Origin of the sequence: Methylobacterium sp. WL103 (assembly GCF_008039885.1) — a bacterium.
In the GTDB taxonomy this organism is placed as follows: domain Bacteria; phylum Pseudomonadota; class Alphaproteobacteria; order Rhizobiales; family Beijerinckiaceae; genus Methylobacterium; species Methylobacterium cerastii.
Genome location: NZ_VRUX01000091.1, coordinates 1 through 11,350 on the forward strand (window position 1 = coordinate 1; position 11,350 = coordinate 11,350).

Sequence of the window (11,350 nt, forward strand, 5' to 3'; positions counted from 1 at the left end):
CTCGACGACGCGCCACCGCTGCCGGTGACGACGCGCCCGCCCCAGCTCGTGCAGTAGCCGCCTCCACCCGCGCCGGACGATGCGATGCCGGCTTGATCGGGGCGATGATCATACAGCGGCTGCGGCGCGAGGGCCTGCTCGGCCAATCGGCCGACCGCGTAGCCGGCGAGCATCGGCACGAAGCTCCCGGCGGCGCTCGCCGCGACGGCGGTACCGTCCACGCAGTGCCCGGCGCCATGATGCCCCTCGCAATCGACGCGTGAGGGATAGCGCGGCGCGCCTTCCGGGTAGGCGGCCAGGGCCGTGGCGTAGGCGCTCCGGCAATCGTTCTCCGTGCGGAGCCCGCCGCGGATGCAGGCGTCGGGATCGCGGTAGACCAGCACGTCCTCCTCGCGCTGCGAGGGGTCGCAGCGGCCGAGCGCGAAGGCCGTGGCCCCTGCGCCGGCGACGAGGACGAGCGCGACGGTGGTCGAGCGCTTCGAAGACCGTTCGATCGGCGAGGACATGATCGTTCGGACCGTCTCGGACGGCCCGGCTCCTGGACGGCAGAATGCCGCAAGGCCGAGACGTAAGAACTCCGGCCGCGCTTGAGAAGGTCGCAGGCCGACGATCGGACGGCCGCGACCGGCCGCGTTCAGTAGGTCATGGACGCGGCGTCGATCACACCGCCAGCGAGCGAGGCGGCGGCCAGCAGGATCGCGGCGGCGCTTTCCCCATCTGCGATCCGCCGCGACAGGTCCGGCAGGACGAGCCGGACCAGGAAGTAGATCAGGATCTGCACGACCAGCGCCACGAGGCCCCAAATCACGCAGTCGAGGACAGACTGCGCGTTGTAGATCGCCACGGCGAGCGGCAGTGCGTAGCCGACCAGGCTGCCGCCCAGCGCGATCGCGGCGGCGACGTTGTTCGCCCGGATCAGCGCGATCTCGCGGTGCGCGGTCGCCGTCAAGTAGACGCCGAGGTAGAGCGCCACCAGCCCGCAGGCGACGGCGCCGTAGCCGAGGAAGGCGGGCAGCCCGGAGATCGACGTCATCGCGGGCACCGCCGCCTCACACCAGGCGGCTCTGCTCGATCGCGGCGCCGACGAACCCCTCGAACAGCGGATGCGGCGCGAACGGGCGCGACTTCAGCTCGGGATGGAACTGGACGCCGATGAACCACGGGTGGCCGACATGCTCCACCGTCTCCGGCAGCAGCCCGTCCGGCGACAGGCCGGAGAAGCGTAGGCCCTTGGCCTCGAGCCGCTCACGGTAGGCCATGTTGACCTCGTAGCGGTGCCGGTGGCGCTCGGAGATGTCGGTGCTACCGTAGATCGCAGCGATCTTGGTGTCGGGGTGGAGCGTCGCGCCGTAGGCGCCGAGCCGCATGGTGCCGCCGAGGTCTCCGGCGGCCGCCCGCTGTTCCAGCTCGTTGCCGCGCAGCCACTCGGTGAGGAGGCCGACGACAGGCTCGGGCGTGTCGCCGAACTCGGTGGAGTTGGCGTCGGGCACGCCGGCGAGCGACCGGGCCGCCTCGATCACCGCCATCTGCATCCCGAAGCAGATCCCGAAATACGGGATCTTGCGCTCGCGCGCGAAGCGGGCCGCGCGGATCTTGCCCTCGGCGCCGCGCTGGCCGAACCCGCCCGGCACCAGGATGCCGTTGATCCCCTCCAGGAACGGGGCCGGGTCCTCGCGCTCGAACACCTCCGCCTCGATCCATTCGAGGTTCACCCGGCAGCGATGGCTGATGCCGCCGTGGGTCAGCGCCTCGGTGAGCGACTTGTAGGCGTCCTTCAGCCCCGTGTACTTGCCGACGATGGCGATGGTGACCTCGCCCTCGGGGTTCCGCACCCGCTCCGAGATCGTGCGCCAGCGCGTCAGGTCCGGCTCGCCGTCGTGGGCGAGCCCGAAATGCGCTAGCACCTCGCGGTCGAGGCCGGCCTCGCGGTAGGACAGCGGCACGTCGTAGATCGAGGCGACGTCGCGCGCCTCGATCACCGCGGTCTCGCGCACGTTGCAGAACAGCCCGAGCTTGCGCCGCTCGTCGGCCGGGATCGGCCGGTCGCAGCGGCATAGCAGGATGTCGGGCTGGATGCCGATCGAGCGCAGCTCCTTCACCGAGTGCTGCGTCGGCTTGGTCTTCAGCTCGCCCGCGGACGGGATGTAGGGCAGCAACGTGAGGTGCACGAAGGCGGTCGAGCCGCGCGGCAGGTCGTTGCCGAGCTGGCGGATCGCCTCGAAGAACGGCAGGCCCTCGATGTCGCCGACCGTGCCGCCGATCTCGACGAGCACGAAGTCGAAGGCGTCGTTGCCGTCGCGGACGAAGTCCTTGATCGCGTTGGTGACGTGCGGGATCACCTGGATCGTCGCGCCGAGGTAGTCGCCGCGGCGCTCCTTGGCGATGATGTCCTGGTAGATCCGGCCCGTGGTGATGTTGTCGGCCCGGGTCGCCGGCACGCCGGTGAAGCGCTCGTAATGCCCGAGGTCGAGGTCGGTCTCGGCGCCGTCGTCGGTGACGAAGACCTCGCCGTGCTGGGTCGGGCTCATCGTGCCCGGATCGACGTTGAGATAGGGGTCGAGCTTGCGCAGGCGCACCGTGTAGCCGCGCGCCTGGAGCAGCGCTGCGAGCGCCGCAGAGGCCAAACCCTTGCCGAGCGAGGAGACCACGCCGCCGGTGATGAAAACGTACCGCGTCATGGGCCTCGGTCCATAGAGAAGGCTGGGCGATTCGCCAAACGGCATGACACCCGCATCGCGCGATCCCTACGGAAATCGCGCAACGCTGGATTGGGCAGGCCTAGGGCGGGAGCGTTAAGTTTCTTTTGTCCGATCGAACGGCGCGGCTGCGCCGTCCAGGGTGCGACGCGGCGTTCAACGCGACTGCGGCGCGTCCGGAACGGCAGGCTGAGCCGGAGCGGGAGCCGGAGCGGCGGGCGCCGTCGGAGTGCCCTCGGCCGGGGCGTTGTTCTGGCGGCGCAGAGTGTCGAGCAGGTTGTCGGCGCCCGCGGGCTGGCCGGTCGGCTGCGCGGTGCCGCCGGCGCCGTCGAGGATCGACTTCGGCGCGGCGGAGCGGTGCGACATCACCGCCAGAGTCAGGCTGGTGACGAAGAAGAGGGCGGCGAGGATCGCGGTCGCCCGCGTCAGCGCGTTGGCCTGGCCGCGCCCGGTCATGAAGCCGGAGACGCCGCCGCCGCTGCTGCCCGCACCGAGGCCGAGGCCGCCCTCGGAGCGCTGCAGCAGCACGACGCCGATCAGCGACAACACGATGATGAGGTGGACGACGATCAGGACGGTCTGCATCGGGTTTCCGGAATCGTTTTCAGTGCGTGCCCCGGTCCCGCGAGCCGCCCGCTGGGGTGGGAACCGGACGCGGCGGCCGGCGCTGCGTCGCACCGGCTGCCCATCTGGCGGGGGCATACACCACAAGCGGGCGGGCGCCAAACATGACGATCGCCGACGCGATGTCAGCCGTCCGCCTCGCCGCACGTGGGCTCCGCATGCTCAAAGACGGCGTCGGAACCTGGCGCGGCCAACGCGCCCCGACCGGATCGGAAGGAAGACGCCATGCCCATCGCACGCCGCCCCCTGCTCGCTCTCGCTCTCGCCGCAGCCCTCCTCGCCTCCAACCCTGCAGCATCCGCCGGCGCGGAGGCCGAGGTGAGGCGGCGGTCGACGCCCTGACCGCCGCCCTGCTCGCACCGGACGCCGCCGCCCTGGACGCGCTGGTGCTCGACGGCCTGAGCTACGGCCATTCCGGCGGCGCGGTGCAGGACAAGGCCGCCTTCGTCGACGAGCTGACGAGCCGGCGCTCCGCCTTCCCGAGCATCGTCCTGTCGGACCGCTCGGTCTCGGTCGTCGGGGAGGACGCCATCGCCCGGCACGTCTTCAGCGGCGAGACGACCTCCGGCGGCAAGACCGTGCCGGTGCGCATCGGCGTGATGCAGGTCTGGCACCGCGACGGCGGCCGCTGGCGGCTGCTCGCCCGGCAGGCCTACAAGATCTGAGCGAGGCGCCGCTCAGGCGTAGGCCGCGCAGATCCCCAGAAAGTCCTCGGCGACGAGGCTCGCGCCGCCGACGAGCGCGCCGTCGACGTTCTCCACCGAGAGCAGCTCGCGGGCGTTGCCGGGCTTGACCGAGCCGCCGTAGAGGATGCGGATCTTGGCCGCCTCCTCGCCGACGAGCTTGTCGAGCATCTCGCGCAGGGAGGCGTGGACCTCGGCGATCTCGCGCGCCGTCGGCGTGCGGCCCGAGCCGATCGCCCAGACCGGCTCGTAGGCGATCACGGTGTCGGCCGCGGTGGCGCCCTTCGGCGTGCCGATCGCGAGCTGCGCGCGCACGATGTCCAGCGCCCGGCCCTGCTCGCGCTCCTCCATGGTCTCGCCGACGCAGATGATGCCGCACAGGCCCGCGCGCCGGGCGCCGAGCGCCTTGGCGTGGACGCCGTCGTCGGTCTCGTGGTGGTAGGCCCGGCGCTCGGAATGGCCCACGATGACGTAGGTGGCGCCGAGGTCGGCCAGCATCTCGGCGGAGATCGAGCCGGTGAAGGCGCCGCTCGGCTTGGCGTGCAGGTTCTGGCCGCCGATGGCGATCGGCGAATCGTAGGTCGCGGCCACGCAGGCCGAGATCAGCGTCGAGGGCGGGCAGATCAGCAGGTCGATGGTCTCGGCGAGCGCCGGCGACAGCCCGGTCCGCACCGCGTCGACCACGGGGATCGAGGCCCGCGTCCCGTTCATCTTCCAGTTGCCCGCAACCAGGGGCCGCCGTCCCGAACGCATCATCGATGTCCCTGCCGTCCCTTGCGCCGCCCGTCGCATGCGGGGGCCGGGGCTACCAGAGCCCGCCCGAGGGCGCAAACCGGATCGGCGCCCGCGTGAGACGATCGCAGGCGAAGATCATGCGACGCTCGCTGTGAGCCAAAGCAGCCCGAAAGGGGCGCATCGGGAAATGGCCCGCGAACCGCGCGGAATGCCGTCCAGGCGACGGGGCATTAGGCCCGAAAAGACTACACTATGTTAGACTGGCCTTAATTCCTGCCGTGCCATGACAGGGCATGCGCGGTGCACGGCAATTGCTACAGGGTCGAAGTGGGGCGACGGCGGTCGAGTTCGCCCTCGTGGCGCCGATGCTGCTGTTGACGATCACGTTCGTCATGGTCGCCGCCCTGGTTCTGTTCGTCAACCAGCGGCTGGATTACGCCACGAGCCAGGCCGCGCGTCAGGTCATGACCGGCAAAGCCCAGTTCGGGTCCACGGATCAGGCCACCTTCAAGACCGCGCTCTGCAGCAAGCTTCCGAGCGTGATGTCGTGCGCGAACGTCGTGGTGAACCTCTACATCGTCCCGCTGCCTTCCGCGGGCGGATACTACAATTTCGTCAAGCCGGACGGCAGCGGATTGCAGATCCCGTCGCAGAGCAGCGGCCCGGGCCAATACAATCTCGGGAATGCCGGCGACTACCAGTACCTGCAGGTGATCTATCCGATCCCCGTCCTGCCCGCGGCCTTCGCGTCCATGCTCGGGAACGGCGGCACCAAGAGCTACCTCGCGGTCTCGACCGCGGCGTTCCGCAACGAGAAGTTCTGATGGCGCGCGGCCCGACAGTTCTGGCGCGACGCTTTCGTGACGACGGACGCGGCGTGTCGATCGTCGAGTTCGCGATCGTCTTCCCGATCCTGCTCATGCTGATGCTGGGCGGCATCCAGGTCATCACCTACGTCAACGCGACGCGAAAGGTCGAGCTCGTCGCGCAATCGATCAGCCAGATGATTTCCCAGGCCGTACCGCCGCAGGGCTCCACCATCGCGACGGTCAACGCGACCGACCTGCATTTCAGCTTCGACGCGGCGCTCGTCCTGTTCCCCTACGTGATGAAGGACGCCCAGCGGCAAGGTCTGCTGTGGTGGCAGGACATCCTCATCAACTACACCAGCGTTGCCTTCTCTCAGAAGTCTGCCGGTTGCACCAACAGCGCCGACATGAGCGCCTGCTACAACGCCAACGTCGTCTGGACGAGCACGGGGACCTACGGCGGCAACAAGCGGCTTTGCAGCACTCCGCTGCAGCCCGCCGACAACACGGCGGCGCCGAGCACCGGCACCCTTCCACGCTCGGTCTACGGCCCAGGCTCGCTCATCGTCATCGACGTGGTCTTCACGTTCAAGCCGACCTTCGGCGCGAAGTTCTTCCCGGCCAGCCAGATCGCCCGCTCGGTCTACGTCCAGCCGCGCTACGCCGACCTCATCAACTACGACACCACGAACAACGACGGGATCGGCTCGAAATGTCCTGGCTACTGACGAACCTTCGCCGGGTCGGCCGCCCCTCCGCCTCGCGCCCGAGCTTCGCTGCGGCGCGTGACGGCAACATCGCGATGATCTTCGGCCTCAGCCTGATCCCGATGATCGGCCTCATCGGGCTCGGGGTCGATTACGGCGTCTCGATGACCAACAAGACCAAGCTCGACAACGCAGCGGATGCCGCCGCGGTCGCGGCCGTGGCGACCGCCAAGGCCTACATCGCCGCCAATCAGGGCCAAGCCAACCTCACCGCCAAGGCGATCGCGGCGGGCATCAACCAAGCCACCAACATCTTCAACGTGAACGCGGGCACCGTCCCCTACGCCACCTACACGCTCCAGACGCCGCAGCTGGTATCGAGCGGCCAGACCCTGACCTCGACGGTCGCCTACACGGCCACGGTGACGAACAACTTCGGCCGGATTTTCCGCGCGCCGACGACGAATCTCGCCAACACCGTCACGGCCTCGACCGACCTCGCGAGCTACCTCGACTTCTATCTGATGGTCGATGTCTCAGGGTCGATGGGGCTACCGACCTCGACAAAAGACATGAAGCGGCTTGCCGACATAAACATCGAGTCCGACTCCTCACAGGGTTGCATGTTCGCCTGCCACTTCCCCTCAAAAAACGGATGGAACAAGGCAGTGAATGCCAAGCCGCAGATCCAGTTGCGTTCGGACTCGGTCAACAACGCCGTCTGCCTGCTCCTTCAGCGCGCCGCGAACCAGTTGGTCCCGAACCAGTATCGGGTCGGCATCTATCCGTTCATCAACCAGTTGGCGACACTCTCCCCGCTCTCCAGCAATCTCGCCACCGCAAGCACCGCGGCCGACTGCGCGAAAACATGGCCGATGGCGCTCACGAACCTCCTTGATACCAACACCACCCAGCTCTCGATAAACGGCGATCCAAGCACCGGCACGGGGAGCGGCGGAACGCATTTCGAGGTCGCCCTACCTCAAATGAAGTCGGCGATCTCGGCCTTCGGGGACGGCTCGTCCACTGGCAATCCCAAGCCGTTCCTGTTTCTCATCACGGACGGCATGCAGAACGGTCAACATTATTACGTTTCGAAGAACGGCAAGTATACGTATCCCGGCAATCCGTCCAAATTTTCTGGTTACGCGAACGCCGACTGGGATGGCTCGAGCCCAGCCAAGATCGACCCTGCAAATTGCAGCGCGCTGAAGACTGCGGGCGCGACGATTTCGATCCTATACATTCCTTATATCTTCATCAACTCTCCGGACGACGGTAGCTATACGGCCGGTGAAAACACCCGGGTAAACGGCATCAGCCCAACACTCGCGACGCCCCTGAAGAGCTGTGCCTCGCCGGGTTACTTCTTCACCGCCAACACCTCGGACGATATCGCCACCGCGCTAAGCACGATGTTCGACCGCGCCGTGAAGATGACCCGCCTGACGCAGTAGGCGGTCGCGCGCCCGCCTTTGCCTGCCGGGGCGGACTAGGCTATCGCGGGCGGATCGAAGGACGGCGCCTCGCGGCGCCCGCCCCGGCGATCCGAGCGCGCGCGAGCCTGCAAGAGAGTCAAGCCACCAGCATGCTGCAGAACATCCGCAACGCCAGCCAGCACTGGCTCGGCAAGATCGTGCTGACGGTGATCTTCACGTTCCTGATCGCGGGCGTCGCGGTCTTCGGCGTGGAGGAGTTCTTCCGCGGCGGCTCCTCGACCCCGGTGGCCACGGTCGGCAAGACGCCGATCACCGCCGAGGCCGTGCGCACCGCCTACCAGAACCAGCTGCAGCGCTACCAGACGCAGATGCGGCGCACGCTGACCCCGGACCAGGCCCGCGCCCTCGGCGTCGACCGGCAGGTGCTGTCGCAGCTCGTCACCGAGGCGTCGCTGGACCAGAAGACCCACGACCTCGGCCTCGCGGTGCCCGACACCTCGGTGATCCGGGCGATCCACGACGAGAAGAGCTTCCAGAACGCGCAAGGCCAGTTCGAGTCGGCGCTGTTCTACCAGACCCTCCAGCGCGCCGGCCTGAACGAGGCGATGTTCGTGCGCGAGCAGCGCGCCGTCATCGCCCGGCTGCAGCTCGCCGAGGCGGTCTCCGCCGACCTGCACGTGCCGGAGGCGATGCGCTTGGCTGTGCACCGCTACGCCACCGAGCGCCGCAAGGCCGCCTACCTGATGCTGCCGCCGTCCGCCGCCGGCGACATCGCGGCGCCGAGCGAGGATGCGCTGAAGGCCTATTACGAGGGCAATCGCTCGGCCTACCGTGCGCCGGAATACCGCGCCGCGACCCTGCTGGTCCTCGACCCGACGGCGATGGCCAAGCCCGACGCCGTCACGGCCGAGGAGGTGCAGAAGGTCTACGACCAGGAGAAGGCGCGCTTCGGCTCGCCCGAGAAGCGCACGATCCAGCAGATCGTGTTCCCCGACGCCGCCGCCGCCGAGGCGGCGCGCAAGGCGATCACGGAGGGCAAGGGCTTCGATGCGGTGGCGCAGGAGCGCGGTGCCGACGGCAAGGACCTGACGCTGGGGACGCTGACCCGGGCCGAGCTGTTCGACCCGGCGGTGGCCGACGCCGCCTTCGGCCTTGAGAAGGACGGCACCAGCCAGCCCGTGAAGGGCCGCTTCGGCACGGTGCTCCTCCACGTCACCGCGATCGAGCCGGCGACGGTGAAGACGCTGGCCGAGGTCGAGCCGGAGATCCGCAAGCAGATCGCCCTGGCGCGTGCCCGCGAAGGCGTCGACAAGATCCACGACGCGATCGAGGACCAGCGCGCCGGCGCCAAGCCCCTCGCCGACATCGCGAAGGAGCGCGACCTGCCGATCGTGACGATCCCGGCGGTCAACGCGCAGGGGAAAGACCCGGCGGGCCAGACGGTCTCCGGCATCCCCGATTCCGAGACGACGCTGCCGGCGCTCTACCGCGCCGAGATCGGCGGGGACAACGAGCCGCTGCGGACCAAGGCCGGCGGCTACGTCTGGTACGACGTGACCAAGATCGACGCCGCACACGACAAGCCCCTCGACGAGGTCCGCGACGCGGTCGCCGCCGGCTGGCGCGAGGCCGAGGTGTCGCGCATGCTCCAGGTCAAGGGCAAGGCGCTGGCCGAACGGCTCGACAAGGGCGAGACCATCGAGGCGCTCGGCACCGAGGTCGGCGTCAACCCGCAGGACGGCGAGGACCTCGCCCGCAACCAGGCCAAGGACGCACTGACCGTGGACGTGGTCAACCGCATCTTCGCCACCGCCGTCGGCAAGGCCGGCTCGGCGGCGGCGGGCGAGTCGCGCGCGGTCTACAAGGTCGAGGCCGCGACGATGCCGGCCTTCGTCGCCGGCAGCCCGGCGGACAAGACGATCGAGGGCAACTTCCGCACGGCGCTCGCCGACGACGTGCTCGGCGAATACATCGCCGAGGTGCAGAAGAACGCCGGTGTCAGCGTCAACCAGGCGGCCCTGCGGCGCGCGATCGGCGGCGAGTCCTAAGGCCGGTGGCGGACGCGTCCGACTACGCCGCCTACGAGGCGGCCTACGAGGCCGGACGGCCGGTCCTCCTCGACCTGACGCTGGTGGCCGACCTCGAGACGCCGGTCGCCGCGTTCCTCAAGCTCCGCGCCCGCCATCCCGGCCCCGCCTTCCTGCTCGAGTCGGTCGAGGGCGGCGTGGTGCGCGGGCGCTACTCGATGATCGGCCTCGATCCCGACCTCGCCTGGCGCTGCCGCGACGGCCGGGCGGCGCTGGCCCGCGGCGACCTCGCCGACTTCGCCGACGACGACCGGGCGCCCCTCGATTCCCTGCGCGCGCTGATTGCCGAAAGCGCGATCGTGGAGCGCGAGGGGCCCGAGCTACCGCCGATGGCCGCCGGCCTGTTCGGCTATCTCGGCTACGACATGGTTCGCGCCATGGAGCGGCTGCCCGAGCCCAATCCCGACCCGCTCGGCGTGCCCGACGCCATCCTCGTGCGCCCGCGGGTGATGGTGGTGTTCGACTCCGTGCGCGACCTGATCACGGTCGTCTGCCCGGTGCGGCCGGCCGCGGGCGTGATGGCGCGGGCCGCCTACGAGGCGGCGCTCGCCCGCCTCGACCGGATCGCCGAGGCGCTGGAAGGGCCGCTGCCGATCGAGGCGCGGATCGACCTTGCAGCGGTGGCGCATCCCGAGCCGGTCTCGAACACGACGCCGGAGGCCTACCTCGCGATGGTGGCCAAGGCGAAGGAGTACATCGTCGCCGGCGACGTGTTCCAGGTGGTGCTGTCGCAGCGCTTCGAGGCGCCGTTCACCCTGCCCGCGATCGCGCTGTACCGCTCGCTCCGGCGCACGAACCCGGCGCCGTTCCTGTGCTACCTCGACTTCTGCGACTTCCAGGTGGTCTGTTCGAGCCCCGAGATCCTGGTGCGGGTACGCGACGACAAGGTCACGATCCGCCCGATCGCCGGCACCCGCCCGCGCGGCGCGACGCCGGCCGCGGACCGGGCCCTGGCCGAGGAGCTCCTGGCCGACCCGAAGGAGCGCTCCGAGCACCTGATGCTGCTCGACCTCGGCCGCAACGACGTCGGCCGCGTCGCCAAGCTCGGCACTGTCACGGTCACCGGCTCATTCTTCCTCGAATACTACAGCCACGTGATGCACATCGTCTCGAACGTCGAGGGCGACCTCGACCCGCGTCACGACACCCTCGCGGCTCTGGCGGCCGGGTTCCCGGCCGGCACGGTCTCGGGCGCGCCGAAGGTGCGGGCGATGGAGATCATCGACGAGCTGGAGCGCGAGAAGCGCGGACCGTACGGCGGCTGCATCGGCTATTTCGGCGCGCAGGGCGAGATGGACACCTGCATCGTCCTGCGCACCGCGATCGTGAAGGACGGTCGCATGCACGTCCAGGCCGGCGCCGGCATCGTCTACGACTCGAACCCGGCCTCCGAGCAACAGGAATGCGTGAACAAGGCCCGCGCCCTGTTCCGCGCCGCCGAGGACGCGGTGCGTTTCGCGGCCCAGGCGAAGCGCGGGCAGTAGGTCCGGCCGACGCGCGGGCCGCCTCAGGCGAGCGCGCGCAAGCCCGTCCGCAGCATGTCGGCGTCGACGCCGCCGAGCGTCGCCTC

11 protein-coding genes are annotated in these 11,350 nt (G+C 69.4%); 6 read left to right on the plus strand and 5 right to left on the minus strand.

The window, feature by feature from the left end; genetic code table 11:
• The 4 genes from FV222_RS08435 to secG form a co-directional block, all read right to left on the minus strand.
• Positions 1-506 (minus strand): DUF1190 domain-containing protein (locus tag FV222_RS08435; RefSeq protein WP_147813812.1); only part of this gene is annotated, 506 nt, incomplete at its 3' end.
• 128 nt (positions 507-634) lie between these two features.
• A complete protein-coding gene (locus FV222_RS08440; protein ID WP_147751382.1) occupies positions 635-1,033 on the minus strand; it encodes a DUF350 domain-containing protein in 399 nt (132 codons plus the stop codon).
• A 16-nt stretch (positions 1,034-1,049) separates the two neighbouring features.
• Positions 1,050-2,678: a CTP synthase gene (locus FV222_RS08445; RefSeq protein WP_147751383.1), complete on the minus strand. Its 1,629-nt coding sequence runs from the start codon at positions 2,676-2,678 to the stop codon at positions 1,050-1,052.
• A 174-nt stretch (positions 2,679-2,852) separates the two neighbouring features.
• Positions 2,853-3,281, minus strand: a complete 429-nt coding sequence (gene secG, locus FV222_RS08450; protein WP_147762334.1) for a preprotein translocase subunit SecG — start codon at positions 3,279-3,281, stop codon at positions 2,853-2,855.
• Between the two features lie 422 nt (positions 3,282-3,703).
• Here secG and FV222_RS31055 point away from each other — a divergent pair, with 422 nt between their 5' ends.
• Complete coding sequence (locus FV222_RS31055; RefSeq protein ID WP_246685380.1) at positions 3,704-3,985, plus strand: nuclear transport factor 2 family protein; 282 nt, start codon at positions 3,704-3,706, stop codon at positions 3,983-3,985.
• 12 nt (positions 3,986-3,997) lie between these two features.
• Here FV222_RS31055 and tpiA read toward each other — a convergent pair whose 3' ends face one another.
• Positions 3,998-4,759, minus strand: coding sequence for a triose-phosphate isomerase (gene tpiA, locus FV222_RS08460; protein WP_147762336.1), 762 nt, complete (start codon positions 4,757-4,759; stop codon positions 3,998-4,000).
• Between the two features lie 272 nt (positions 4,760-5,031).
• Between tpiA and FV222_RS08465 the strand changes: the two genes are divergently transcribed.
• The 5 genes from FV222_RS08465 (at position 5,032) to trpE (ending at position 11,264) form a co-directional block, all read left to right on the plus strand.
• Complete coding sequence (locus FV222_RS08465; RefSeq protein WP_147762337.1) at positions 5,032-5,562, plus strand: TadE/TadG family type IV pilus assembly protein; 531 nt, start codon at positions 5,032-5,034, stop codon at positions 5,560-5,562.
• Positions 5,563-5,615: 53 nt separating this feature from the next.
• Positions 5,616-6,275: a TadE family protein gene (locus FV222_RS08470; RefSeq protein WP_246685379.1), complete on the plus strand. Its 660-nt coding sequence runs from the start codon at positions 5,616-5,618 to the stop codon at positions 6,273-6,275.
• Entirely contained in the window at positions 6,260-7,711 is a 1,452-nt protein-coding gene (locus FV222_RS08475; protein ID WP_147762339.1) for a pilus assembly protein TadG-related protein, read from the plus strand. The genes FV222_RS08470 and FV222_RS08475 overlap by 16 nt, the downstream gene beginning before the upstream one ends.
• Positions 7,712-7,842: 131 nt before the next feature.
• Positions 7,843-9,741: a peptidylprolyl isomerase gene (locus FV222_RS08480; RefSeq protein WP_147762340.1), complete on the plus strand. Its 1,899-nt coding sequence runs from the start codon at positions 7,843-7,845 to the stop codon at positions 9,739-9,741.
• A gap of 5 nt (positions 9,742-9,746) precedes the next feature.
• Positions 9,747-11,264 (plus strand): anthranilate synthase component I, encoded by a 1,518-nt coding sequence (gene trpE / locus FV222_RS08485; protein WP_147762341.1) that lies wholly within the window; start codon positions 9,747-9,749, stop codon positions 11,262-11,264.
• Positions 11,265-11,350 lie beyond the last annotated feature (86 nt).